The organism is Robertmurraya korlensis NBRC 107688 (assembly GCF_001591645.1).
Taxonomy (GTDB): Bacteria; Bacillota; Bacilli; order Bacillales; family Cytobacillaceae; genus Robertmurraya_A.
Window position 1 is genome coordinate 1 of sequence record NZ_BCVH01000001.1, and the last position, 25,292, is coordinate 25,292.

The window sequence follows — 25,292 nt, forward strand, 5'->3', positions numbered from 1 at the left end:
TCTTTAACTGTTAGAATTACTGAAGTAACTAACGTGTTTGTACTAATTATTATGGATGCTTTGTTGAAAAATATACACACTTTTTCCCCCAAAGTTTTTTAAGGAAGTGATACGATAGTTTTATCTTAATAAAAAGGTGGTGTCTTATAGGTGACTTCGATTGAAGAATTAGCCGATCGAATGTTGAAGGATGCTGTTTCGAAGCAAGCAACCGATATCCACATTATTCCTCGAAAGCATGACACTCTTGTTCAATTCAGATTGGCGCATCGCCTCGTCACTCGCTACTCGTTCCCTACCGAAGAATGCGAAAGGTTAATCTCCCATTTTAAATTCAATGCATCCATGGATATTGGAGAAAAAAGACGTCCCCAAAACGGTTCCTATTCAATCATGGTCGATAATCAGCAAATAGGTTTGCGCCTCTCCACTCTTCCAGGCAACAAGAAAGAAAGTTTAGTTATACGACTGCTCCCCGAGCACCAATCCATTTCTTCCTACCAAGTTTCATTATTTCCTTCTATGACAAATAAGCTCCTTGCTTTACTTAAACACGCTCACGGTTTAATCATACTTACTGGACCAACCGGAAGTGGGAAAACAACCACCTTATACACCCTGCTAGAAAAGAGCACCAATTTATTTGAACGTAATGTTATTGCTTTAGAAGATCCCATTGAAAAGGAAAGTGAAGCTGTTTTACAGGTTCAAGTAAATGAAAAAGCTGGAATATCATATTCGACTGGTTTAAAAGCCATCCTGCGCCACGATCCGGACATTATTATGGTAGGCGAAATTCGTGACGGTGAGACAGCAAAGATTGCTGTAAGAGCGGCGTTAACAGGTCATCTAGTTTTATCAACCATGCATACTCGTGATGCAAAGGGAGCTATTTACCGGCTCCTAGAGTTTGGGGTAGATTGGATTGAAATTGAACAAACACTTGTTGCTGTAACCGCTCAACGACTGGTAGAGCTAAGTTGTACAATGTGTACAACTGAATGTTCTAGTGCTTGTTTTGTTTGTGAACGTTCAAAGAAGGCTTGTGTCTTTGAGATTTTAGCTGGTCAACCATTAAGTCATGTGATAGATGAAGCGAGGGGGGAGAAAAAAGCGTATGACTATACAACGCTAAGGAAGGTTATATCAAAGGGAATTGCACTCGGTTTTATTAAAGAAACGGAGTATGATCGATGGGTGTTAGACAATGAAATCAAATAAGTGGTTATTAACAGAACAATCCAATTTACTGAGACATGTTGGCGAATTGCTAGATAGGGGTTACTCTCTTTCCGAAGCGATGGAATCCATTTCCTTACAGATGGTAGAAGGGAAGAAAAAACAACTGGCTAATAGTATAAAATTATTAAGAGAGGGTTTTTCATTCTCGTTGGTCTTACAGAAATTAGGGTTCCACCGGACATTAGTTAGCTATGTGTATTTTGCGGAGCAACATGGGGGCCAAGCTCACGCTTTTATAGAAGCAAGTAAATATATGTTAAAGCAACAAAAAGATAAGAAGGAGTTAATGAAGGTATTAACATATCCTCTTATTCTGATTTTTACTACGATTTCTCTTTTTGTATTTGTTGATCAATATCTCTTACCAAAGTTTGTATCTCTTTTTCAAACTATGGGTTTGCCTTCAAACCTATTTACGACAGTCATTATCTTTATCGGCTCTACCTTCCCCGTAATAAGTACTCTCCTATTGGTAACTCTTCTTGTATTGGCTTTTTACTACTTTTTTGTATTCAAAAACTATTCTGCCATAAAACAAAAGACCCTATTAGTATCCATTCCGTTGTTCGGTTCATTTTTTCAATTATTAATTACTCACTACTTTTCTGTACAAATGAGTTACTTGTTAGGAGGGGGTCTTTCGGTATATGAGGCCGTAAGTCTTTTTGAAGGAAATAAGGAAAATAAGTTTGATCAGGAACTAGGATTCTTTCTAAAACAACATTTACTAAAAGGGACAAGTCTAGAAGAAATAATGAACATGCAGCCTCTATTTGAGCGTGACTTATCAATCATCATCCAGCATGGACAAAAAAATGGAAGGCTAGATCAAGAGCTTTATTTCTTTAGTACCTATTGTATGAATAGATTTCATGAAAAAGTGAGCTATATGATGAAGTTTATTCAACCTTCTATTTACCTGCTCGTTGGAGTATTGGTTATTTCTATGTATTTATCCATCTTGCTACCAATGTTTCATTTAATGGATGGTATTTAAAATAAGGGAGAACAAAAAATGAAAAAATTGATTAAAAATGAGAAGGCTTTTACACTAATTGAAATGATGATTGTTTTACTTGTAATTTCCGTACTATTGATCATTGCTGTACCAAATATTAGCAAGCATAACAGTAATATCAATGAAAAAGGATGTGAAGCTTTTAAAAAATTGAATAATTACAGTTCATCCTCATTACAATGTTGATTTTACAAAGTTTTTTTAGACTGGTCAATAGATTAGGAAGTGTTAAAGATGACAAAAAAGAATATTGAAAAAGTAATTTATTTAGTAACTGATAATGACAAAAAATCTCCCCTGATTAACCTCTACTCTCTACCTACAAAATGTCCTGTCTGTCATTCATTTCAAGAGCCTAAGCTAAGAGCAGTCAATTTTAAAGATGATAATGATGCTTGGGTACAGTTTAGCTGTTTAAATAATAAATGTAAGTCATCATTTACTGCATTTTATTTTAAAGGCAGTCATGGAAATGAGCAGTTTCATTTTCTATGCTTTTTATAAAATTTTGGTAAAATAGCCTTAGTACATAACTTAAAGGAGCTGTTTACTTTGGCAAGGGATTTTGATGATTTAATAAAGTACATAGACTATAGCAATCCTAATACTAGACCTGATTTTTTAGGTACATTGCCTGATATATGTCCAATTTGCACTTATTCTATATCACCTGAGTACATTCTAATTTATTTTAAAGGTAGCTGGACTACCCATTTACTCTGTGGATGTCCTAGAAATGAATGTGGTGCTTTATTCTTTGCTGAGTATCAGGAGTCTGGTAATCAATTTTATTTTCAAGGTTGCTATCCTAATAGTAAAACTAATAAAGAGTTTCCTCAGGAAGTAGCAGAACTATCTCCTAATTTTGTAGCTATTTTTAATCAGGCTCATCATGCTGAGCAGGAAAAGTTAGATTTAGTCTGTGGAGTAGCTTATAGGAAGGCTCTTGAGTATCTCATTAAGGATTATGTACTTAGTATGTACCCTGAGGATGACAGTAAGATTAAATCCATGCCTTTACAGCAATGTATCCAAAAGTTCATTACTGAGCCTAGCATTAAATTAATGGCAGAAAGAGCTACATGGTTAGGCAATGATGAGACTCATTACATTAGAAAATGGGTGGATAAGGACTTGCAGGATTTAAAAAATCTAATTGACCTTACAGTTTTCTTTATCAGCATGAGCTTAAAGGCTTCAAAATATAAGGAGGAAATGGTTAGATAGAATAGTTATTTCTGTTATAAAAATTAAAGGGATTGAAAAATAGATTATAAAGGACAGGAGAGGACAGGAGAATAATCTCCTCCTTTTTTTGTTTTGGAAAAATACATGGTAAAAAGAGGATTTTGTTGATTTATGTAGAATTATGTACAGGATGTACAGTAGTTTTAAAGGTGGTGTGTTTTTATGCCTAAAAGAAGAAATTTATCTCCTCATGAGAATGCCATATTATTAGCTGAGGTTGAGAGTCTGTGTCCTTTTGATGCAAAACCATTAATGTATGAAAAAAATGGTAGAAATCAAAAGTTGTGGGAGGGTGCACACATATACCCTTTAAACCCTACAGAAGAGGAGATTGAATTATTAAAGGATGAAGAAAGATTACATGAGGATGTTAATAACATAAAAAATTTTATAGCTTTGTGTGGAGATTGTCACAAGAAATATGATAACCCTAGAACTGTTGAAGAGTACAGATTGTTGGTAAGCATAAAGAAAAATATTTTATCCAAAAGTGAAACAAGGTCAAAGTATGCTGACTACCAAATAGAAAAAGAAATTAAAGATGTCATTAAATTACTTGTTGAGGGGTCTGATGAGGGCTCATACACCCCATTAAATTATGATGCTTTAAAATTAGATACTAAAGCAGATCATACATTATCTAGAATAACAAAAAATAGAATTAGGAATGAGATTACTGAAAATTACTTATATATTCAACAACAGTTTAGAGATATTGACAGCCAATATCCCAAAACATTTAATGCTATAGCATCACAAGTTAAATCATTTCATGACACTTTAAGTAGGAGAGAATCCTCCCAAGAGATTATGTATGAGCAACTTACTGAATGGTTGTATAAAAGAACTGGAAATATTTCTAAAGGTGCTTGTGGAATTATAATCTCATTCTTTATTCAAAATTGTGAGGTGTTTTCATGATAGTACCTAACAAAGTAATTAGATTTAGTGAGTCAATTATTGGAAAGATGCCCATTATTCTTAAATTTTTATCAGAGAAAGAAATGACAGTAAAGGACTTGTATTTTAAAACTCAAGACCACTTTGATGAAATTGATGAATTTATATATTCACTTGATGCCTTATTTCTACTTGATGTGATTAAAGTAGATTTTGATAAAGGAGTAGTCACATATGTTAGTTAGGATTAAAAGTGTAATATTTGCAGAAGAAACTATAGATTTTCATGAAGGACTGAATGTTGTATTAGGGGATAACAAAGGTTCTAACTCTATTGGTAAATCAACTTTACTTATGATTATAGATTTTGTTTTTGGTGGCAACACATACATTACCCATAATAGTGATGTTGTTGCAAACTTAGGACATCATGAATTTGGCTTTACATTTGAATTTAATAAGAATGAATACCATTTTGTAAGAGGAACAGAAAATTCAGAGGTTGTCTATGAGAGTAATAATAAATATGAAAGATTAGTTGAAATCAGTGTTAATGACTTTACCAAGCAATTAAAGGATTTTTATGAGCTTGAATCAGGTCAACTAAGCTTTAGGTCTGCTGTGAGTAACTATTCTAGAGTTTGGGGGAAAGAGAACAATAATGTAAAAAAACCATTACATAGCTTTGATCAAGAAAAGTTCATCCAAACTGTAACCAATTTGATTAAGCTATTTAATGAATATGATGCCATTGATTTACAGGACCAGGCAGTAAAGAATCTTGAAGATCAAAGAAAAGTATTAAATAAGGCAGGTAAACATAAATTAATTCCCAAAATAACTAAAACTAAGTTAAAAAAGAACTTAAAAGAAATAGAGGCTTTAACTAAAGAAATAGAAAGAATAGGGAAAAGTGCGTATAGCAGCTCAGGTGATATTAGTGAGATTGTTTCAGAAGAAATGATTGCAATTAGGGAAAAAAAGAAAAAACTTATAGATGAGAAAGAGTATTATGTCTCAAGATTAAATAGGACAAATAAAACTATTGAGAGGTCATCAGTTGTTGGCTTTGAAAGTCTAGTAGAGTTTTTCCCAAATGTAAATGTTGAAAAATTAAAAAATATAGAATCATTTCATCAAGGCATAAGCTTTATACTAACTGATGAATTAGAGAATGCCAAAAAAGAATTGGCAGAAAAAATAGCTGAACTAAATAAAGAAATTGATAATATAGTAAAAAAGCAAGATAAGCTATTAAAACCTGATGAGGAACTTACTGTATTTATTGACAGTTTGATTGAAATGTCCTCAAAGCTAAAGAATTTACAGCTTGAAAATGATTACTACAATAAGTTGGCAGTAATAAAGGTAGATATTGAAACAAAAAAAAGTGAGCTTGAACAGCTAAAGGGAAAAATAGTTGAAAGAATTAGCAATGCAATAAATAAAAAACTAACAGAGATTAATGACTTAATCCATGAGGATAAAAGGACTGCTCCTAAGTTGAATTTAACTTTCAGCAAATATGAGTATGAGGTATTTGATAACACAGGAACAGGGAAAGCATATACCAATTTAATTATTTTTGACTTAGCTATACTGTCACTTACTAAAATGCCATTTATTATGCATGACTCTTTCTTATTTAAAAATATTGAAAATGAGGCTGTTGAGAAAATCATCAATTTTTATAATTCATTGTCAAAACAAGTTTTTATTGCAATTGATATTATTGACTTGTACAACAAGGAAACCCAAAAGATTTTAGAGGAGAAAAAAGTAATTCTATTATCTAATGATAAGTTATTGACTACATTAGATTGGAGAGATAGTGGTAAGAAAGAAGCTGAGTAAAGAGGGGTCTGGATTCAAGGTTTAGCTCCTTCTTGCTTTTATGGGATGTAAGTCAGATTAATTAGGGAGCTTTGTAGGCTCTCTTTTTTGTTAAACATAGAATTAAAGGAAACAGAGAATGAGGTAAAGAAAATGAATAAAGATAGTTTTTCTAATTGGTTAGAAACCCATACTGATTTACAACAATATGCAATAAAAAGATATTCTAGGGCTATTGAAAAACTTCCATCAGAATTGGGAGACTATGGGTTACAAAGAATTACTTTATTTAATCTAGCTGATACTACATTTATTGACACCATTCTTAATAACCCTGAGTTTAAAAAGAAGGATACAAAAGGTCATAGAATGTATAGCACTGCATTAAAGCATTTCAAAAGATATATTGAATACTTTTATGACTCTGAGTTACAAGCTGAGATGTTTAAAGAGGAGCAGGAGTTTGAAAAGTACCTTACAGTAAATCTTGCTGATGTTAGCAGAGCTGATATTGAGGATAAGCCAGAAAATAAACCTAAACATAGGTCAGTAAATAATAAAAAGGTATGGAACAGAAACCCCAAATATGCAAGTGAGGCTGTGGCTGATGCAGACTACTTATGTGAGTTTGACAATCAGCATAAGCATTTTATTTCAAAGTTTAATGGAAAGAATTATGTAGAGGCTCATCACCTTATCCCTATGCAGTATCAGGAGCAGTTTGAAAATAGCTTAGACATCCATTCCAATATTGTATCAATCTGTTTAGTCTGTCATAAGAAAATCCATTTTGGACTGTTTGAGGAAAAGAAAGAAATATTAGAAAAGCTATTTAACAGCAGGAGAGAAAGACTTATCAAGGGTGGAATTAACATTAGCCTAGATGAGCTTTATAGTTATTATCAGGATTAACTACATGGAGGAGAGTTGATTGCTTTCCTTCTTTTTATATATTTCAAAGGAAATTACAGTATACTGGAATACATTGACAAAAAATGTCCTTCTGCTAATAATAGTTTATTATCAGGTTTTGGGAGGAAAATGGAATGTATAAGGATAGAGGAATTATTACTGAGGATGAGCAGAAACTTATTTCTAGGTATCCTGAGGACATACAGGAAAGGCTAAAAGAAGAGCTGTTAAAGTCAAAAGAAATGAATAAGTGCTCTAACTATGACAGTTTGATTGACAAAATGGAGCAGGGTTTAACAATCACTTTTAAAGATAATGTAACCTTTATTGGAAAGCCAAATACAGCTAGGCTAGCTAGATTTTTACTTGAGCATACTCAGAGGGTAAAATATAAGCCACTTAAAGAGGAGCTAGAGCATGATGGCAGGTTAGAGGAATTTAAGCAGTATCCTAAAGGTACTAGAGTAAGAGCTAATGGAGAGGTAGTTTACTGAGAGCTGATGAGGCTCTCTTTTTTTTGCTTTTCCTCCTGAGTTTAAAAAATAGGAAATAACTTTATTTCTAGAGATTGGGCTTTTTTATATAGGGTACTTTCCTTTTTAATCCCAGTAACAAAGCTGTCAGGTAACTGTGTTGGTCAGGCTTATTGCCTCCTCAGTTTCATTTATTAGGTTATATATGTTAAAGTACCTACCTCCAATCCATCAGTATCCCTGCCTCCCCATACCCTGCCTTTCTCAGTTTATAAGAGGTTTTACAATAGTCTTAGTACAGTCATGATACTAATTTATTGTCTGAGTCTAATTGTTTAATCTGCAGACTGAGAGGATGCTGAGCAGCCTACAATTCTTTCTCTGTATTTCTATATTACAATTCTATAATGTAGATGCCTCAAGAAATGGCTTTATATCAGGCTTTCTCAGTAGTCAGATTACCTATGCAAAAAGCTGTATATTTTATGCAGTAGGCTGTACAGATTTATTCACCAATGGAGTCAGTCACAGTCAGCCTATATTTTGCTCAGATTGTGCAGCTAAGAATGGCATTTCTCAGACTCTCCCTCAGCTCCATAATGCTCTCTATGGCTTTGAATATGCCCTCCTAAAGTCAATACAACCCTGCATATATAAAAGGTATCCCTCCTGTTTGTAAGGCTCTCTCAGGGCTGTCTATTTCCTCAGATACCTACAGAGGCAGAGCAGGGGGAAAAAGCTGTATTGTAGCTGTGGCAAGGGCTAGAGAGACATTTACTATTGATCCTGAGAAATATTTTGCTACAGGGAAGGGCAGTCAGGAGGGCTTTCCTGTGGGATTTTACTGTACTAAAGCAATACTGCATATAGACATAGTTAGTCTGTGGATAACTATATAAATGCTACATATAGTGGTTTATTTCATATAGTATCTCTATACTGCCTAATTACTGAATATGTACAGGAGGGAAGGTTACAAAATGACTGTTTTCTAATCAAAAGGGTATTTTTGGACTTAAAGGGAATGGTACATATCTGTAGACAAAAAAGAGAAAGAGCCTAACCTGTTCATTAAGAACAAGCTAGACTCTGATAAAGAGGTAGTTAATGTCAGCAAACAAGCCTAAACAAAAACAATATTACTTAAAAGGAGCTAGAGATAGGTGACTAAGCTATCTCTGTACTATAGTTTAACTACAGCTATGCTCCTTAAAGTTTGAATGATTAAATATTAATATTATTAAATACCAATACTATTAATCTTATTTAGAGGCTAAAGAATTTCATTGCCTTATCATTATCCTCATCTATTGTAGACTTAAATCTGTTTGCTCCTGCCTGTACCTTACCTGCCTCAGTCTGCTTACCTCTCTTAAACTTAACTACTGAGCTATTCTGAGCAGTAGTCTTAGGCTCATCTGTTGTAGTCTCATCAGCTAGAGCTTTAAGGTCTAACATAATATTTTTTTCAACTTTTTTCTCTAAAACTGTCTCAGTAGCTCTCTCATTTTCTAATGGTAGGGTAGGTAGGTTAATATCATCAGCATTATCAGCATTATTTTTTTTCATTAAAATAGCCTCAGGAGTAGTATCCTCAGGCTTTTCTTTTTCTACAATATTGTCAAAGTCTACAGCACCTAAGTCTAACTCTTGAATACCATCATCCTCATCAGCCTCTAGCTCAGGGATCAAGTCTGTCTCATCCTTAAAGTTATATGGAGTATGGTCTAAGAAACAATTAACAGGATGATACATAGTAAACTTATATCCATTAGGAGCAGGTAACTTAATAGCTTTTAACAATAGCCTACCTCCATAGAATACATTTCTAGGCTGACCTGTTTTCTTATCTATTCCCTCTAGCAAATGTTCCCTGATAATACTGCCTACCTGCCTCTCAGAGATGCCTAACATATCAGCTATAGTCTGCTGAGAGATAAATGAAAATCCATCCTTATCAGTATGGGCTACAATAATCTTCAAGACCTTATAAGCTGTAGCATTAAGCTGAGCAAGTCCTCCATCTCTTACAAAGTCTATGTCCTCTACAATATATGCCTTTGTATAGTAGCTGTCAGTATCTTTATCATATAGCTCTACAGATTGTACAGAGAATACAGGAGGTTGAGTATTTAATCCCTCATCCTTTAACTGTTTTCTTATAACTGCTTTGCCCTTTTCTTGTATATCTTTACTAATAATATTTTTGGTCATATTAATTAGCTCCTTTTGTTAAATATTTTAATTATTGTATTTTAAATCTAGTTATCTATTATTTTGTATTTAATAAATAACTGTACTTATTGTCTTTAATTACTTTATTGTCTTTATATTCTTTAACTACTTTATATTCTTTAATTACTTTAATAGGAAGTTTTCTTCCTGTGGCTTTTATCTTGAGCATTAGCCTGGGCTTTTTCAGCTTTATACTGCTTATACTCTGCAATAAAGTCCTCATAGCTCTGCATAACTCCCTTTGTAGTCCTGCCTGATAGCTTACCTCTTTTATAAGTAGGGTTATTTCTGCTTAATCCCATCTTTGTCAGCTCCTTTTTTATTGTATTGAGTAGAGTATTGTAGATTAGTTATCTACTACTCTGGCTCATACTATTGTCTGACTGCTCATACTAAAATTAAGTATCTCCTCAAAAAAATTTTCTGACTGTCAATAGTATCTTTTTCCATACAATAATGATGGCATTTGGGCAGGTCTGACAGCCTCAGGACTTTGGGTAGCTCCTTTGTTTAGATTTTTGAGACATCATCTACTCTATATCTACTGTATTTATTTAAAAATGTAATGTTATGTACAAAAAAAACACACAAAGAGAATAGGTTAGATTGAGTCACATTTTGTACCTACTTTCTAATATCTCTTATGTAGGGAGCTTATCCTAAATATCATTAACTTTCACCTTTGTATTGGAGCTGTAGAGGGCTATGGCTTTTTCAATTAATGGACAAAAAAAATTTTTAGTCTCTTACCTTTAAATGAGTCCATTTTGTTAGGGCTAGTATATAGGAAAAAGTAAGGGAGTAACTTGAGGCTTACCTGCCCACAAAGAGCCTCTACTCCTCTTACAGCCTAACCAAAAATATTATGAGGAGTGTTTTTATGACTGAAAATATTAGAAAGATGGAGGAGTACATTTTAGAGCAAAGTCCTACTGATCCTGAGTCTCATGTACTGACATTCTGTTATGTACAAGTAATGTATCAAGCTACTCAAAAGCAATATGCAAACATTATAGGGATTAGTGACAGGGCTTTAAGGAATTATATCTCCAATAATCAGGAGCTTTATGATGAGGAGAAAAAAAGATTACAAGAGATTAAGGAGGCAGACAGTCCATCTCCTGACTTTACTTTGATGGCTAATAGGACTATCACAGAGGAGCAGTTAGACAAGTTTGTAGATGCTCTTTTTAAATCTGCTATAAATGGCAATGCAAGAGATAAAGCTTTATTTATTGAGTTTACAGGGCTTACCTCAGAGCAGGTATTAACCTTACAACATACTAAGGCTAAGTCTTTAAGATATTGGATTAAAGATATGATACAGCCAATCAGTCAGTACATGGACACAAAGTCTTTAGGGATGATGATTGAGACAAGTCCTTATATCTTTAGAGGTACTAAGAGCAGTAATAAAAATGCTCAGAGGTTTGTAGATACTGATATTTCAGATGAGAGCTTTAAGCTAGAGCTAATGTATTGGGGAGCTGCCTTTCTCTCAATGATGAATAATGAAGAGCATCCAGACTTAGAGCTACTGGCTACAACAGTAAGATTAGACAGGCTTTCTAAGGATATTCCTGAGGCATATAACAAATATGAGGTTAGGAGATATGCTGAGGCAGACTTTACTCCTAAAAAACCTAACAAGACTTTTGATGAGTTGATGTTAGAACTTTTCATTGAAATTGATGGAGCCATTAAGGGTAAAGAGGAGTTTGAGAAATGGAAAATAGAGCATCCTCCTAAAGCTCCTAAAGCAGTTAAGCCTCCTGAGTTAGATAAGGCTGAGGTAGAGCTTAGAGCCTCTGAGTATGAGGATGAGCTGGAGATCCTACTTACTGTTGAGGATGAGATATTACATGATTTAAAAATGATTACTAAAAAGGTAGAGGCTGAGAAAAAGGCTAACAAAAACTAATATTCACTAGGAGGAGTTAATTATGGAAAATAAGATCAATGCAATGTCAAATAAAATTGCAGAGGTATTAGCTAAAAGAGGTGCTTTTGAGGATTATTTAGAGGATATTGAGCTGACAAAAGCTCAGCATGGTCAGGCTATTGTAGAGCTAGAGGAGGAGTTAGCAGGACATAAAGAGGCTTTTGCAATGGCTGATGACTTAGGAGCTGCCAAACTATTAAAACAACAGATTAGCTCTACTGAGGAGGAAATTGAGCTAGTTAAGCAGGTTAATAAGGCTAAAATAGCTACAATGTTTGAGATATTGGGAGACTTAGCTGAGAGCTATTTTGCCTGTCATACAGAGGCTATAACTTTGTTTAGAGAGCTTGATAATGAGATGGTAGTTAATACAGGCTTAGGAGTATTAGCTGAGAATAGGAGTATTATGGAGGGCTTTGCTACTACTCTTAACAGTAGCTTTTCACAGGTAAGAAATATCCTATTAGATACAGGTATTGTAGCTCAGGCTGACCAAAATAAAAGGTTTAGGGGAAAGTATCACCTAGGACAAAGAGGGTTAATATCAGAGCTTATTACTTTTGAGAGTAAGGTTAGAGCTTATGTCTCTGAGTTAAAGGCTAAAGGAGTGAGCTTGTAATGGAGATTATGGCTCATATTATTGGAAGTATGATTATAGTCTATGGAGTCATTCCAATGGTCTTTAAGGAAAGTAAATAAGGGATAGGCTTTCTGCCTGTCTCTTTTTTTTGTACTTAAAAATCAAAGTAGAGGAGGCAGAGAGAGATGCTAGACATTATATTTAATCATTATTATATGTCAGGAGAAAAAGCTACTGCATGGTCAGAGAGAGCTTATAAACTGCTAAGAGCTACTGGCAGTACCTTAATATCAGCTCAGCAGGTAGGAGAGATACTATACCTCCATTATTGTCAGAGAGTATCAGCTAAGGAGCTAGTTAAAAAATACAACTTTATATCTCCTCACCATGTTAGGGCTGTTCTTAAAGGTACTTTTTGCAAAGAGGTATATAACTTATTTTTTGAAATGATGGAGCATGAGAGGGAAATGCTAGACCTGATATTTGACTAAGCAAAGAAACAAAGGGGGAGGCTGAGAATGGCAAAACAGACTGAGTACCAAAAGGAAAAGATGGAGGAGCAGTTAAGGAAAGAGGATATGTATGATGTACATCTTTGGAAAGCTCTTGAGATTTTAAAGATGCCTACAAAGCTAGGTATAGACAAGGATAATAACTTTGTTATTTTATATCCTGTTCCATTATTTAAATCCTACAGAGTATCAGGAGTAGAATATAAGACTAATCAGGCTTTTATCTTACCTGATGTCCTCTTTGATAGGTTGGCAGAGAATGAGGATGTGATTGAGGCTATTAATAAAAAGAGAAAGAGAACTACTAAAGCTCCTGATAAGAAAGGGAGACCTAGTAAATATACTGAGGATGATATTGTAAAGTGGATTGAGATGCTAGGTGCAGGGATGACATATGGACAGGTAGCTACAGAGGTTAAAACTAATGCTAATACAATAGCCTATCATGTAAATAAGTATAAGAAAGCTAAGGGCTTTGAGGTTAAGAGAAAGACTAAGAAAGAGATCAATCAGGAGGTAAAGGCTCAGAATGAGGCTGAGAGGTTAGCTAAGGAAAAGGCTAAAGAAGCTGAAAAAGCCAGGAAAGAGGCTCTCATTGAGGCAAAAAAAGCTACCATTACTGAAGTATTAGCTGAGAGACATAAGAAAGCCCAGAGGGCTAATTCAGGACAAGGTAGATATAAGTTATTTGATGATGAAACTGTTAGGGAATGGGTTGAGCTTAAATATAAAGAGGGCTTATCTAATGAGGAGATAGCTGATATATACAGCTCAAGTAAATTCACAATAAGGGATAAAGTAAGCCATTATTTAAGTGAGATGATTAAGGAGGCTACAGTAAATGAGCAGATTATTGTATAAAGATGAGATTAGTATTAATGGTCATATTGTTTCAAACAATGGCAAAATAGTAGTAATTGAGTTAGCTACAGGAGGTACTATGACTCTAGAAAAGGATGATATTAAGCTAGTTCCTGATGTAGAAAAGCCAAAAAGGAAAAAGAAAGCTGAGGTAAGAAAAAAGGCTTTAAAGCTGAGAATAACTTAACTAAGATTAAAAACAAAGGTAAGTCAGCTTTAGCAATGATTAGCTCAGGATTATCAAAGCAACAGGCTGACAAGATGGCTAAGAAAAGTAAGTAATGAGGCATTGAGCCTCTCTTTTTTTTGTCCTGATTATGTCACAGTAAATGGGAAGGAGGCTAATGAGTAAGTATAGAAATCTAATAAAACTGAGGAGAGGATATAAAATGGATCAATTAGCTAATCAGAATAAAAAAGAGCTTATTACTTTTAAGACCAAAGATCAGGTTACAGTAAGGATACATGGTAAGCCTAACTTTGATATTTGGGCAAAGAAAATGATTGACCTGCATGATCAAAAGTAAAATAAATCAGTAAGTTAAAAAGGAGGAGCTAAGAGGCTTTTCCTTTTTTTATTGCCTTTTTATTAGAATTGTAGGAAAATAGCACCAAAATTAACTACTGATTAGGAGATGTTTGTATGCCACCAATTCAAGGAGGACTCTTTTCTTTGGGTCTTATGTGTCTAATAGGTATTTTAGCTATTGCTTTTCCACCATTAGGAATATTATTAATAATCTACTTAATATATAAATTTGTAGGTGGTGGTGGTTTAGAAAGATTGGTAGGCTTCATAGTATTTCCTATAATTATTATTTGGGGACTAATAGAAGAATTAGTAGGTAGAAAGAAATAATAATACATTTAAGGAACAAAAAAGGAGGAGCTATTACAGCTCTCTCCATTTAATATCTATAACAGGCTCATTATTTGTATCAGCAGTTTTAGTAAATACAATACTTGAGACAATCAGCTTTAATGTAGCATTTTGCTCCTCTAGCTCCATCTCCTCAAAGTTTTCAATCATATCTATAATCCCTTTTACTTTGTCTACTTGTGTAGAGGCATCCATGCTGTCTAATTTACTTTGGATAAGGCTTATCTCATTTTTTAGAGCAGAGATTGTATCCTCTAAAGCCTTTTTCTTTTTCTGATATGAGTCTTTATCTAACTCCTCATCTAGATACAGGTCTAACAGCCTTTTAGCTTTTCTTTCCTGCTTAGCTAGGTTAGTCTCTAGCCCTTCTAGATTAGATTTTAAGGTATTCTCAATGTCTGATGTGTCCTCAGCTAACAAACTTACTAATGTCTGCTCTAATTCCAGCTTGTATAACTTTAATGCCTCTAGGACTGCATTCTCTACTTTGTAGATAGCTAATCCACCATTATGGCATTTTGTATCTAAGTCAATCTGATGTCTACAAGGTCTTATCTGATAAAAGGAGTAATTTCTCCCTGTCTTTCTCACCTTATTATTAAGTTGTATTGTCATCACCTTTTTACAAATTCCACAAACTAAGAGTTTATTTAAAGGAGATTTAATACCTAAGGATTGTAAATTTTCCTTTGAGATTCTAGATTTAAATTGAGCCTGTATCTGATTAAACTCTTCTTCTGCTATTATTGCCTCATGGGTACCTTTGGCAATGGCAGTCCTTTTCAGTCTTTTGGATTCATACTTTGACTCACCTAAATAAACTCTGTTCTGTAAGATTTTTAAAATCCTGTCTGTTTTAAAAGGGATGCCTTTTCTAGACCTGTAGCCCAACTGATTAATTTTGTCAGCAATTTGTCTAGAGGAGTAACCTAATAAAGCTAACTCAACCATTTTTCTTACAATCTTTTTCTCCTCTGGGTTTACAAGTAACTGCTTTATATTTTTATCCCATGTATAACCTAGTGGAGGAATAGAGCCAATCCATCTATTCTTAATTGCAACAGCATCATATTTACCTTTGTTAAGTCTCTGTCTAATTCTTTTGTATTCAAAGTCAGACAGGACTGAGCTAAAGCCAAAAAGTAATTCCTGATTTTCATCATCAAACTTGATTACATTGTCAGGAGTTTCAATGATTACTTCATGCTCAATACATAGCTTTTTAATGTCATCTAGGAGTCCAATATCTCTCCCTAATCTGTCAATATGGCTTACCAATATCCTGTCATACTTTTTTGCCTCAATTCCTGCGATCATCTTAGCTAACTCAGGTCTATTCCATTTTATAGAGCTATCAATTTCCTCAAATACATCAGGATTTTTATATCCTTTTTGCTCAGCTAGTCTTAATAAAGTTTCTTTTTGAGTAAGCAGAGTTTCCTCTGCTCCTCCTTCTCCCTCTCTAGACTTCCTAACATAAATTGCTACCTTTAATTTTGTGGCAGTTTGTACCATATGTTTCCTCCTCCTAATAAGCCCTGTTTTTAGTCCTCTCTTATCCATTAGAGAAAAATCTAAAAATGTGAATGATAGAGCTATTGATTTAAAGGAGGATGAACTGTGTTTTATTGTCAAAATGGTGGAGGCACAGGTACAATCCTTTGAAATGGACAACCAACGTTTGCCATCTGATATGACAGAACTTCATACAGCAGGGTATTTAGAAGAAAACCAATTGACCTGTCCAAATGGAGATACGGTGACGATATCGTCTACAGGAGTTGTCGCTTCCAATAATGAGTAACCAGAATGGGTTTACATTAATAGAAACTATTTTTGTGTTATGTATTTTCTCTCTGATTGTCTCGTTTTCTTTCCTTCTTGTACGTCCACAAATGTTCTTCCTCGATAAGCATCTCTTTTTTTCCCAATTTAAAGATGACCTCTTTTACATGCAACAATATGCCATTTCAAACCAAACGGTTGTGTCAGTAAATATCCTTCCTCTATCACATCGATATTACGCCAAGGATCAGAATGGGAAGTTTATTGTAGATCGTACCTACTCAAATAAGGTCAATATTAGGGAGGGTTCTCAAAAATTGTATTTTCGTTATAATACAACCGGGAATATTAATACTTTTGGTACTTTGTATATCGATATATTAGATGAAACCTATAGATTTACGTTTTACATTGGGAAGGGAAGATTTTATGCTGTACAAATCTAATGGTTTTTTCCTTGTTGAACTTTTGCTTTCTTTATCTGTTTGGTTGGTACTAACCCTATTTTTGCTACCAATGTATATTCAAGTAAGCAAGCAGTCACTTAACACTCAATATAGTCGTGAGGCAACAAAGCTATTATATGATTCGTTGCAGGAGGCAATTCTTACGGGAAATGTTCAAGATGGTTTGACAGTACAGAGGAAAGGTAGGTCATTTACTGTAACTAAGGTAATGTCTGGGCAGGAGGTGTGTGTAAGATATGAAGATGCCTTTAAAAAGGAAACTCTCATTTGCGACATACTTCAATAATCAAGGTTTTACACTAATAGAGATGTTGTTATCGTTTGCTATATATTGTATACTTTCTTCTTTTTTACCGGTTGTTTTTTCTATTATTATAAATATGAACCATGTTACGGATCGTACTCAACAATTAGAATTTGAGCTTTTTATTAGTCAATTAAATACGGAACTTCAAGGTTGTGATTATGTTCAGGTGAAAAATGGGAAGCTTTATATGCAGAGTCTAGGGGAACTAGTTACGTATGAAAAATACGGACCCAATATCCGTCGACTAGTTCAGTTTCGGGGGCATGAAATAGTCTTGCAAAATATTAAAAGTGTAGAGTTCGTACAGAATCAATCCAACATTACTATATTGGTTGTTGGCAATAATAATGATGTGTATGAGGACCAACTGTTTCCTTTCCTTCAGGTGGTGGGAGTGTCATGAATGAAAAAGGCTTTATGTATCCATTTAGTCTATGTATATTTCTATTAACCTGTATTTTTTTATCTATTGAGTTTAGCCAGTATGTGTCGGAAAAAGGGGTGGTTGCCTCAGTTAATCAACAAGAAAGAAGGCAGTATTTATTTTTACTCACATCAAAAACCCTTTCCAAGCAAATGGCAGAAGGTGTGATACCTATAGATGGATTGGCCATCTACGCAGACATTGAAGTGTCGTATACGGTTAAGCCAATTTCTAGCCAAGAAGTGGAAGTGACTTATAGGATGAGGCAAGGTTCACTTGCAGTTAAAGCGATGGCTCAATACGAGGTTGAAAGCGGGAAATTAATAAAATGGATGATACCGGTGTAAAGCTCCCAAAGTGTTTAGTTCCTAATTTTTTGGTCATACTGTTAATGACTAAAAAGAGGGGGGAAATACCGTGAGTGCAGTAAATGATTATGTTAAATACATCACACAAACCGTAGTTAAATATATTGATCAGCCGAAGGAAGAAAGAAAAAAGATGAAGAAGGAAAAGAAAGAAACGAGAGAATCCTTTGCTTATCGGTGGTTTGGTATTCTACCTTATATAATTATGATGAACAAAGGAAAGAGAGAGAAATCATTTAAAGGGAATGACGAATGAGTCGTTCCCTTTAAATCGCTTCTTCAGACAAGTAAAAAATGCCACCGTTTATAATAGAGATTTGAACCTTTGGCTCATATTGCTCTTGTAAGGCTCGTTTTTCATTTTCATAGCTTTCCCCTTTTTCCTCTGTTTCTTCATAAAAATGCTCCAGCAATCTCAAATCTTTTGACCACCGTTCTCTAGCATCAGTAGCCCATGTGTGATCTTCTTCTAAGATGTTTAAACGTATCATATTTTGAATTCGTGTTACACCACTTTTCGGCATAATAAGTGGGGATAAGGTAAAAGAATAATCAGGTATCTTACGGGCTAACGGTAGTTTTAACAGTTCATCATGGAAGTTCTCAACCATATGTCCATTAATCAATTGTAATCCTATCGACCGAAAGACATCTCTTTTACGATCACATTGATAAGAGATTTTTACATTCATACCTAACCATGGACGTAATGGTACCTGTTGCCCCATGGATGCATGATGATCCTCATAGAGTCGAATATACCCAGCAAGGTTTTTAGTTGAGCGGAAAATTTGATGAAGTCTTGGTGATCCAAAATGGATGACCTCACCTTTAATATGGTCTGGAGTATTTTTTTGATTCGTAATAAGGATTAGTTTCATAGGATTTGGAACCCCACCCGTTTTCTCTAAATAATGCCAATAGAAGGGGCGATTCATTAATTCCTTATCCAATTCAATCGTTAGTTGGACACTTAAATATGAACCATTATTTTCGAGTATTTCACAATTGTTAGCTGTAAAGTACTCCACCAAAAAGTTATGAATTTCCTGTTGCTGCACGATAGTCACCTTCCTTTACTTCTTCAGCGAATTGGATCATTGAAGCTAGATTGTCCATTTTTATTCTCATTTCCCCTTCAGAGGTGGAGTTGCCGAAAATATCTGAAAGATGCTCCTCAAAGCTACCAAACTCTAAACGAGTAAGAATATCATCCAAATCACCAATTACCTTTTCAAACAAATTGATTTTTTCATGTAATAACTTAAGAACATGCTCTTCGACCGTTCCCTTAGTTGCAAAGTTATAGATCATTACGTCTTTTTCTTGGCCCAGTCGATGAATTCTCCCAATTCGTTGCTCTAGTCTCATAGGATTCCATGGCAGGTCAAAATTTATAATATGGTTACAGAACTGAAGGTTGATTCCTTCTCCTCCTGCTTCCGTTGCAATTAGTACCTGTACATTATTCTCAAAAAGCTGCCTCATCCAATCTTTTTTTCCTCTTTTAAAGCCCCCACGAAAAGGGACAGAGCTAATTCCATTCTGCTTTAAAAACCATTGCAGATAGAGCTGTGTTGCTCGATATTCTGTAAAGATAATTACTTTATCATTTACGTTTTGAATTAGTTCAAGAGCTTTTACCGCCTTGGAATTCGTATGAACGGCATTTACCTTTTCGATTAAATAGGTGATTTGATCTTGATATTCCTTTGAAGGGTTATCCTTTCTTTCTAGCATATTTTTCAAGGTGAAAAAGACAGCTTCTCTACTACTACATGCTTCTCTTTGCAGTGTCATGACAGAAAAGGCAGACGTTGCTGTCCAGTCTCCCTCAGAACGCAGTTCCGTAACGGAATTATATAAATCCTGCTCTTCCTTAGAAAGTTCAATTGGGATCGTTTCGACTTTTCTCTTTGTCCATTCGATACCTGTGTCCGCTCGGCGATTTCTGATCATTACTTTATTTACTAGCTCTTTTAAATGTTCGTTATCGTTAATATCTCTTGAATCCTTTTTGTATTTTTCGTTAAAAACAGATTCATTTCCTAAATGACCAGGCTTTAAAAGAGAGACAAGATTGAAAATCTCGCCGATTCGATTTTGAATGGGGGTTGCTGTTAAGAGTAAACAGAACTTTTTCTTTAAACTTTGTACAAATTCATAGTTTTTTGTTTTATTGTTTTTTAATTTATGTGCTTCATCGATAATAATAAGGTCATAATCTTGATTAAGGATAATCTCCCTATGTGGATCACGTTTGGCCGTATCAATAGAGGAAACGACCACATCGCATTGTTCCCAAACGTAGCTCTTTCGTTGTGAAACGGCAGGGATGTAAAACTTACTTGTTAGCTCCATTGACCATTGTGTTACAAGAGAAGCTGGGACAAGAATAAGCACCTTTTTTACAAGACCTCTTATCATGTATTCCTTTAAAATAAGTCCTGCTTCAATGGTTTTTCCAAGACCTACTTCATCAGCAAGGATGGCTTTTCCGTTCATGTTTTCTACAACTTGCTTAGCAACTTCAAGCTGATGTGGAAGAGGTGTTAAATTAGGAAGATGTTTTGGAGCTTGCAACCCTTCAAATTCATCAATAACTGTATGTTTTTCTACCTCTACCGCTAGCTTGTATAACTCATAATTTCCCCACGGACCATCATTTGTAATTTTCTCCATCAATCCCTCCTGCCAAGAGGTATCAAACTCAATCTCTACCGTCATAAAAACAACTCCCTTTTTGATCGATAAATATATTGCCGTATGGGTTTCGAAATGGTAGGATGATAATATCTTAAAAGTTTTGAAATTTGTCACAATATGACGAATGATGTATAAGTACAACTTAGTATTATCCAAATTGGGAAATTTTATAATGCGAATGAGAACAAGGGGAGAGACTACTTTTAAGTAGCGCCGAAGGAGCAAGCAAACATTTTGTGAATCTCTCAGGCAAAAGAACTCTTGTTTGACGCAGCTCTGGAGAGTGCTTCATTTAATTGAAGCCACCAAAGGGGACAGCCAACCGGTAAACTTTCAGGTGCCAGGACAGAGACCTTTCTTAAAAAAAGAGGGGGGTCTCTGTCCTTTTTTTATGAATTTTTATAAGGGGGAAATTGATTTGGCTCAACTAAAAAGAACACCGCTTTTTAACGTGTATCAACAGTACGGTGGGAAAACAATTGACTTTGGAGGATGGGAACTGCCTGTTCAATTTTCCAGTATTAAAGAAGAACATGAGGCGGTTAGAACGAAGGCAGGATTATTTGATGTTTCTCATATGGGAGAGATTGAAGTAAAAGGGACAGAAAGTTTGGCCTACCTTCAGAAAATGATGACGAATGATGTCTCAAAGCTGCAAATAGGTGGAGCACAATATACCGCTATGTGCTATGAGACTGGTGGTACTGTCGATGACCTTTTAATCTATAAATTGAACCACGACCATTATTTGCTGGTTGTAAATGCTTCGAATATTGAAAAAGATTTTTCCTGGTTACATGATCATGTTGAGGGTGATGTGAAGCTTCTTAATGTTTCTGAAAAAATGGCACAATTAGCACTCCAAGGACCACTTGCCGTAGAGGTTCTACAGAAGCTAACGGAATCTGTTGACCTTTCTTCAATTGGATACTTTAAATTTCAGGAAGGGGTCAATATTGGAGGGAAAGAAGCGCTAGTTTCAAGAACAGGATACACCGGAGAGGATGGCTTTGAGGTGTACTGTAATAGTGAGGATGCGGCTTTCCTGTGGGAAGCAATACTAGAAGCAGGTAAAGAGGTAGGCGTTCTTCCTTGTGGATTAGGTGCTCGAGATACCCTTCGCTTCGAGGCAAATCTGGCCCTTTATGGTCAAGAGCTTTCGTCCTCTATTTCTCCTTTGGAGGCTGGTATTGGTTTCGCTGTGAAATTAAACAAAGAAGCTGATTTTATTGGCAAGGAAGCTCTTCAGCAGCAAAAGGAAGCAGGAGTTCCTCGTAAACTAATAGGTATTGAAATGATTGATCGAGGGATCCCAAGACATGGGTATCCGGTTTATGTAGGAGAACAAGTAGTAGGCGAAGTAACAACCGGTACACAATCTCCTACTTTGAAAAGAAATATCGGCTTAGCATTAGTTGATTCAGTAGTCGTAACTCCAGAATCGGAGTTGTTTATCGAAATCCGTGGGAAACGCTTGAAGGTGAAAATTGTACCTACACCATTTTATAAAAGAGAAAAGAAATAAGGGAGGCATAAAGTCATGAAGCATCGCTACTTACCGATGACAGAAACAGATAAAAAAGCCATGCTAGAACAGATCGGAATTTCTGATGTTCAAGAGCTTTTTAACGATATTCCAGAAAGTGTTCAGTTTAAAGGGGAATATAACATTAAAAAAGCAAAGTCCGAAACAGCATTACTAAAAGAGTTAACTCTATTAGCTGCTAAAAATGCAGATCTGCGCTCGCATACCTCCTTTTTAGGTGCGGGTGTCTATGATCACTATATGCCTGTCATTGTTGATCATGTTCTGTCCCGTTCTGAGTTTTATACGGCATATACGCCCTATCAACCTGAAATTTCTCAAGGTGAGTTACAGGCAATCTTTGAATTTCAAACAATGATTTGTGAGCTAACAGGAATGGATGTTGCAAACTCTTCTATGTACGACGGAGGAACAGCTTTAGCAGAAGCGGCGATGTTGAGCTCGGGTCATACGAAGCGTAAAAAGGTACTTTTATCGAGTACGGTCCATCCAGAAACGAAAGAAGTAGTAAAAGCGTACGCAAAAGGCCAATATGTTGAGGTTGTTGAAATTCCGTATAGAGACGGTGTCACTGATCTAGATGCCTTAAAGAGTGAAATGGATGATACAATCGCAGCTGTTATCGTACAATATCCCAACTTTTTTGGGAGAATTGAGCCAATGAAGGAGCTTGAGGAAATCATCCATTCGGGTAAAGCTATGTTTGTGGTATCTAGCAATCCTCTTTCACTAGGGGCGTTAACACCTCCAGGAGCTTTTGGTGCAGATATTGTGGCTGGAGATGCACAACCATTTGGAATTCCAACTTCATTTGGTGGTCCTCACTGTGGGTATTTTGCCGTTACAAATAAATTAGTACGAAAAATTCCTGGACGCCTAGTAGGTCAAACAAAGGATGATCAAGGTAGACGCGGATTTGTTCTTACTCTTCAAGCCCGTGAACAACATATTCGTCGTGATAAAGCAACGTCGAATATTTGTTCTAACCAGGCATTGAATGCATTAGCTGCCTCTGTTGCTATGACTGCCTTAGGGAAAAAAGGTGTTAGAGAAATGGCTGTAAGTAATATTCAAAAAGCCCACTATGCGAAGCAAGCATTCAAAAATAAAGGATTTACGGTTGCCTTTGATGGACCAAGTTTCAATGAGTTTGTTGTTGAATTGAACCAGCCGGTAAAAGAAGTTAATCAACAGCTTTTAAAAGAAGGCATCATTGGAGGTTACGATCTTGGTCGTGATTATCCACAATTAAAGAATCACATGCTTGTGGCAGTGACTGAGCTTCGAACAAAAGAAGAGATTGATCTATTTGTTGATAGAATGGGGGATTATCATGCATAAGGAAGACCAAGCACTCATTTTTGAATTAAGTACCTCTGGCCGAGTGGGATATAGTCTCCCTGAGATGGATATCCCTGAGGTAAACATCGATGATTTAATTCCAACTGATTATATTCGTACCGCTGAACCAAATTTACCAGAAGTGTCTGAGCTTGATATTATGCGTCATTACACAGCCTTATCAAGAAGAAATCATGGAGTTGATTCTGGTTTTTACCCGCTCGGTTCTTGTACGATGAAGTATAATCCGAAGATTAACGAAAATGTTGCTCGATTTGCAGGGTTTGCCCATCTTCACCCACTTCAAGATGAAAGCTCTGTTCAAGGGGCATTAGAGCTTATGTATGATCTTCAAGAACATCTGATTGAAATTACAGGAATGGATGAAGTCACACTACAGCCTGCTGCAGGGGCCCACGGAGAGTGGACGGGACTTATGCTCATTCGTGCCTACCATGAAGCAAATGGGGATACAAAAAGAACAAAGGTCATAGTACCTGACTCCGCTCATGGAACCAATCCAGCTTCTGCAACTGTTGCCGGGTTTGAAACAATTACGGTTAAGTCAGATGAAAATGGATTAGTTGATTTAGATGACTTAAGAAATGTAGTAGGTGAAGATACAGCTGCCTTGATGCTTACCAATCCAAATACCCTTGGGTTATTTGAAGAGAATATCCTTGAAATGGCGTCGATCGTTCACGAAGCCGGAGGAAAGCTTTATTATGATGGAGCTAATCTAAATGCTGTTCTTTCAAAAGCAAGGCCAGGAGATATGGGCTTTGATGTTGTGCATTTAAATTTACACAAGACGTTCACAGGCCCACATGGGGGCGGTGGCCCAGGTTCTGGTCCTGTTGGGGTGAAGAAGGATTTAATTCCATTCTTACCAAAACCAGTCGTTACGAAGAAGGACCGAGAATTCGTATTAGATTATGACCGTCCACAGTCAATTGGACGTGTGAAGCCTTACTATGGTAACTTTGGAATTAATGTAAGAGCTTATACGTATATTCGTACGATGGGCCCAGATGGACTAAAAGCAGTAACTGAGTATGCAGTATTAAATGCGAATTATATGATGAGACGACTCCAGCCTTACTTTGATCTTCCGTTTGATAGACATTGTAAGCATGAGTTCGTATTAAGTGGGAAGAGACAAAAGAAGCTTGGTGTACGTACGCTAGATATCGCGAAGCGCCTGTTGGACTTTGGATATCATCCACCAACCATTTACTTCCCATTAAATGTTGAGGAATGTATTATGATTGAGCCGACAGAGACAGAATCGAAGGAAACGCTCGATGCGTTTATTGAAGCAATGATTCAAATTGCAAAGGAAGCGGAAGAAAATCCTGAAATCGTTCAAGAAGCACCGCACACGACAGTTATTGGACGATTGGATGAAACGACTGCTGCTCGTAAGCCGATTCTGAGATACCAAGTATAAGTTTTGTTTAGGAAGCAAGCACGGCTGATGTCGTGCTTGTTTTTTGTTGAATGGAGAAGTCGATGTCTAGAATGAGTGGTAGGTTGAGGGTTTCCTATATAGATAAACCTAGATCAGCGTTTGGAATATATGATTTCCAGGAATTAGTGGAATGGATGAATTAAATGAGTATTTAGGACATATGATTTCCAACAATTAGGGGAATAGATAAACTAACAGCTTTTCGACATTAAATCTGAAACTAGGAAGAAGAGTAGGAGGG

29 protein-coding genes, 1 pseudogene and 1 riboswitch are annotated in these 25,292 nt (G+C 35.7%); of the genes and pseudogenes, 25 read left to right on the top strand and 5 right to left on the bottom strand.

The window, feature by feature from the left end:
* Positions 1-150: 150 nt before the first annotated feature.
* The 10 genes and pseudogenes from comGA (at position 151) to BKO01S_RS00050 (ending at position 7,647) form a co-directional block, all read left to right on the top strand.
* A complete protein-coding gene (gene comGA / locus BKO01S_RS00005) occupies positions 151-1,221 on the top strand; it encodes a competence type IV pilus ATPase ComGA (RefSeq protein WP_066047014.1) in 1,071 nt (356 codons plus the stop codon).
* Positions 1,208-2,239, top strand: coding sequence for a competence type IV pilus assembly protein ComGB (comGB, locus tag BKO01S_RS00010; RefSeq protein WP_066047023.1), 1,032 nt, complete (start codon positions 1,208-1,210; stop codon positions 2,237-2,239). Before comGA ends, comGB begins: the two co-directional genes overlap by 14 nt.
* An 18-nt stretch (positions 2,240-2,257) precedes the next feature.
* Positions 2,258-2,413 (top strand): annotated as a pseudogene (comGC, locus tag BKO01S_RS00015) (competence type IV pilus major pilin ComGC); the annotation flags it as partial.
* Between the two features lie 81 nt (positions 2,414-2,494).
* On the top strand, positions 2,495-2,764 hold the full coding sequence (locus BKO01S_RS00020; protein ID WP_066047026.1) for a hypothetical protein: 270 nt from the start codon (positions 2,495-2,497) through the stop codon (positions 2,762-2,764).
* A 48-nt stretch (positions 2,765-2,812) separates the two neighbouring features.
* Entirely contained in the window at positions 2,813-3,487 is a 675-nt protein-coding gene (locus tag BKO01S_RS00025; RefSeq protein ID WP_232311131.1) for a hypothetical protein, read from the top strand.
* A 183-nt stretch (positions 3,488-3,670) separates the two neighbouring features.
* Positions 3,671-4,429, top strand: coding sequence for an ABC-three component system protein (locus tag BKO01S_RS00030; RefSeq protein ID WP_066047029.1), 759 nt, complete (start codon positions 3,671-3,673; stop codon positions 4,427-4,429).
* Entirely contained in the window at positions 4,426-4,653 is a 228-nt protein-coding gene (locus BKO01S_RS00035) for an ABC-three component system middle component 7 (protein ID WP_066047032.1), read from the top strand. Before BKO01S_RS00030 ends, BKO01S_RS00035 begins: the two co-directional genes overlap by 4 nt.
* The gene (locus BKO01S_RS00040) at positions 4,643-6,262 is read left to right on the top strand and encodes a DUF2326 domain-containing protein (RefSeq protein ID WP_066047035.1); all 1,620 of its coding nucleotides are present in this window, start codon (positions 4,643-4,645) and stop codon (positions 6,260-6,262) included. Before BKO01S_RS00035 ends, BKO01S_RS00040 begins: the two co-directional genes overlap by 11 nt.
* A 132-nt stretch (positions 6,263-6,394) precedes the next feature.
* Positions 6,395-7,153 carry an HNH endonuclease gene (locus BKO01S_RS00045; RefSeq protein ID WP_157077242.1) on the top strand — a complete coding sequence of 253 codons (759 nt, stop codon included), beginning with the start codon at positions 6,395-6,397 and terminating at the stop codon, positions 7,151-7,153.
* Positions 7,154-7,287: 134 nt separating this feature from the next.
* Complete coding sequence (locus BKO01S_RS00050; RefSeq protein WP_066047041.1) at positions 7,288-7,647, top strand: hypothetical protein; 360 nt, start codon at positions 7,288-7,290, stop codon at positions 7,645-7,647.
* Positions 7,648-8,892: 1,245 nt separating this feature from the next.
* Here the strand turns inward: BKO01S_RS00050 and BKO01S_RS00055 are convergent.
* Together BKO01S_RS00055 and BKO01S_RS24165 are read right to left on the bottom strand one after the other, a co-directional pair.
* A complete protein-coding gene (locus BKO01S_RS00055; RefSeq protein WP_066047043.1) occupies positions 8,893-9,840 on the bottom strand; it encodes a helix-turn-helix domain-containing protein in 948 nt (315 codons plus the stop codon).
* A gap of 149 nt (positions 9,841-9,989) precedes the next feature.
* On the bottom strand, positions 9,990-10,163 hold the full coding sequence (locus BKO01S_RS24165) for a hypothetical protein (protein ID WP_157077243.1): 174 nt from the start codon (positions 10,161-10,163) through the stop codon (positions 9,990-9,992).
* Between the two features lie 578 nt (positions 10,164-10,741).
* Here BKO01S_RS24165 and BKO01S_RS00060 point away from each other — a divergent pair.
* The 7 genes from BKO01S_RS00060 to BKO01S_RS00090 all read left to right on the top strand — a co-directional run bounded on the left by BKO01S_RS00060 (position 10,742) and on the right by BKO01S_RS00090 (position 14,615).
* A complete protein-coding gene (locus BKO01S_RS00060) occupies positions 10,742-11,782 on the top strand; it encodes a hypothetical protein (protein WP_066047046.1) in 1,041 nt (346 codons plus the stop codon).
* A gap of 22 nt (positions 11,783-11,804) precedes the next feature.
* On the top strand, positions 11,805-12,422 hold the full coding sequence (locus BKO01S_RS00065; RefSeq protein WP_066047048.1) for a hypothetical protein: 618 nt from the start codon (positions 11,805-11,807) through the stop codon (positions 12,420-12,422).
* A gap of 146 nt (positions 12,423-12,568) precedes the next feature.
* Positions 12,569-12,874 (top strand): hypothetical protein, encoded by a 306-nt coding sequence (locus tag BKO01S_RS00070; RefSeq protein ID WP_066047050.1) that lies wholly within the window; start codon positions 12,569-12,571, stop codon positions 12,872-12,874.
* A 27-nt stretch (positions 12,875-12,901) separates the two neighbouring features.
* Positions 12,902-13,756, top strand: a complete 855-nt coding sequence (locus BKO01S_RS00075; RefSeq protein WP_066047053.1) for a hypothetical protein — start codon at positions 12,902-12,904, stop codon at positions 13,754-13,756.
* On the top strand, positions 13,737-13,943 hold the full coding sequence (locus BKO01S_RS00080) for a hypothetical protein (protein WP_066047056.1): 207 nt from the start codon (positions 13,737-13,739) through the stop codon (positions 13,941-13,943). Before BKO01S_RS00075 ends, BKO01S_RS00080 begins: the two co-directional genes overlap by 20 nt.
* Before the next feature lie 202 nt (positions 13,944-14,145).
* The gene (locus tag BKO01S_RS00085) at positions 14,146-14,283 is read left to right on the top strand and encodes a hypothetical protein (RefSeq protein WP_157077244.1); all 138 of its coding nucleotides are present in this window, start codon (positions 14,146-14,148) and stop codon (positions 14,281-14,283) included.
* A 116-nt stretch (positions 14,284-14,399) separates the two neighbouring features.
* Positions 14,400-14,615 carry a hypothetical protein gene (locus BKO01S_RS00090; protein ID WP_066047062.1) on the top strand — a complete coding sequence of 72 codons (216 nt, stop codon included), beginning with the start codon at positions 14,400-14,402 and terminating at the stop codon, positions 14,613-14,615.
* A gap of 33 nt (positions 14,616-14,648) precedes the next feature.
* On the opposite strand, the gene BKO01S_RS00095 is transcribed toward BKO01S_RS00090, so the two are convergent.
* Positions 14,649-16,199 carry a recombinase family protein gene (locus tag BKO01S_RS00095; RefSeq protein ID WP_084361890.1) on the bottom strand — a complete coding sequence of 517 codons (1,551 nt, stop codon included), beginning with the start codon at positions 16,197-16,199 and terminating at the stop codon, positions 14,649-14,651.
* Between the two features lie 19 nt (positions 16,200-16,218).
* Between BKO01S_RS00095 and BKO01S_RS24170 the strand changes: the two genes are divergently transcribed.
* From BKO01S_RS24170 to BKO01S_RS00120, 5 genes are all read left to right on the top strand, one after another.
* Positions 16,219-16,440 carry a competence type IV pilus major pilin ComGC gene (locus tag BKO01S_RS24170; RefSeq protein ID WP_157077245.1) on the top strand — a complete coding sequence of 74 codons (222 nt, stop codon included), beginning with the start codon at positions 16,219-16,221 and terminating at the stop codon, positions 16,438-16,440.
* A complete protein-coding gene (gene comGD, locus BKO01S_RS00100) occupies positions 16,433-16,867 on the top strand; it encodes a competence type IV pilus minor pilin ComGD (protein ID WP_066047068.1) in 435 nt (144 codons plus the stop codon). Before BKO01S_RS24170 ends, comGD begins: the two co-directional genes overlap by 8 nt.
* A 257-nt stretch (positions 16,868-17,124) precedes the next feature.
* Positions 17,125-17,598, top strand: coding sequence for a competence type IV pilus minor pilin ComGF (comGF, locus tag BKO01S_RS00110; protein ID WP_066047078.1), 474 nt, complete (start codon positions 17,125-17,127; stop codon positions 17,596-17,598).
* On the top strand, positions 17,595-17,966 hold the full coding sequence (locus BKO01S_RS00115; protein ID WP_066047081.1) for a hypothetical protein: 372 nt from the start codon (positions 17,595-17,597) through the stop codon (positions 17,964-17,966). The genes comGF and BKO01S_RS00115 overlap by 4 nt, the downstream gene beginning before the upstream one ends.
* A 70-nt stretch (positions 17,967-18,036) precedes the next feature.
* On the top strand, positions 18,037-18,243 hold the full coding sequence (locus tag BKO01S_RS00120) for a YqzE family protein (RefSeq protein ID WP_066047084.1): 207 nt from the start codon (positions 18,037-18,039) through the stop codon (positions 18,241-18,243).
* Between the two features lie 10 nt (positions 18,244-18,253).
* Here the strand turns inward: BKO01S_RS00120 and BKO01S_RS00125 are convergent, their stop codons facing one another.
* Together BKO01S_RS00125 and BKO01S_RS00130 are read right to left on the bottom strand one after the other, a co-directional pair.
* The gene (locus BKO01S_RS00125; RefSeq protein WP_066047087.1) at positions 18,254-19,048 is read right to left on the bottom strand and encodes a YqhG family protein; all 795 of its coding nucleotides are present in this window, start codon (positions 19,046-19,048) and stop codon (positions 18,254-18,256) included.
* Positions 19,026-20,714: a DEAD/DEAH box helicase gene (locus tag BKO01S_RS00130; RefSeq protein ID WP_066047089.1), complete on the bottom strand. Its 1,689-nt coding sequence runs from the start codon at positions 20,712-20,714 to the stop codon at positions 19,026-19,028. The genes BKO01S_RS00125 and BKO01S_RS00130 overlap by 23 nt, the downstream gene beginning before the upstream one ends.
* A gap of 157 nt (positions 20,715-20,871) precedes the next feature.
* Positions 20,872-20,964, top strand: a riboswitch (glycine riboswitch).
* A 120-nt stretch (positions 20,965-21,084) separates the two neighbouring features.
* On the opposite strand from BKO01S_RS00130, the gene gcvT reads away from it, so the two are divergent.
* Genes gcvT through gcvPB form a run of 3 tightly spaced genes read left to right on the top strand, consistent with a single transcriptional unit; the run spans position 21,085 to position 25,030 of the window.
* A complete protein-coding gene (gcvT, locus tag BKO01S_RS00135; RefSeq protein ID WP_439951024.1) occupies positions 21,085-22,218 on the top strand; it encodes a glycine cleavage system aminomethyltransferase GcvT in 1,134 nt (377 codons plus the stop codon).
* 15 nt (positions 22,219-22,233) lie between these two features.
* Positions 22,234-23,580, top strand: coding sequence for an aminomethyl-transferring glycine dehydrogenase subunit GcvPA (gene gcvPA, locus BKO01S_RS00140; RefSeq protein WP_066047093.1), 1,347 nt, complete (start codon positions 22,234-22,236; stop codon positions 23,578-23,580).
* A complete protein-coding gene (gcvPB, locus tag BKO01S_RS00145; RefSeq protein ID WP_066047096.1) occupies positions 23,573-25,030 on the top strand; it encodes an aminomethyl-transferring glycine dehydrogenase subunit GcvPB in 1,458 nt (485 codons plus the stop codon). Before gcvPA ends, gcvPB begins: the two co-directional genes overlap by 8 nt.
* The last annotated feature ends 262 nt before the right edge of the window (positions 25,031-25,292 follow it).